This window comes from Pseudonocardia sp. EV170527-09 (genome assembly GCF_008369905.1).
Lineage (GTDB): Bacteria > Actinomycetota > Actinomycetes > Mycobacteriales > Pseudonocardiaceae > Pseudonocardia.
Map to the genome: position 1 here is coordinate 1 of NZ_VRMC01000354.1, position 425 is coordinate 425.

A 425-nucleotide genomic window follows, 5' to 3' on the forward strand; every position below is an offset into this window, starting at 1 on the left:
CCCGCGGAACGTACGGGTGGCCGCGTGTCCACGCCGAGCTCACGCTCGGTCTGGGCCTGGTGGTCAACCACAAGCGCGTCGCCAGGCTGATGCGCGAGGCCGGCATCCAGGGCCTCTACCGGCGGCGCCGCCGCGGCTGCACGGTCCGCGACCCGCACACCGAGCCCTACACCGACCTGGTCGACCGTGAAGTCTCGGTCGACGGCCCGAACGAATTGTGGTGCACCGACATCACCGAACACCCCACCGAGGAAGGGAAAGTATACTGTGCTGCGGTCCTTGACGCCTACTCCCGGCGCGTCGTGGGCTGGTCAATCGACGACAACATGCGCACCGAACTCGTCACCGACGCGCTCGGCATGGCCATCACCCGTCGCAGTCCCGAACCGTACTCGGCGATCCTACATTCTGATCATGGCTCGCAA

The 425-nt window shown here is 66.8% G+C and carries 1 protein-coding gene; it reads left to right on the forward strand.

Annotated elements, in window-relative coordinates; translation table 11 throughout:
* Positions 1-425: IS3 family transposase (locus tag FVA95_RS29470; RefSeq protein ID WP_149666953.1), on the forward strand; the 425-nt coding region annotated here is incomplete at both ends.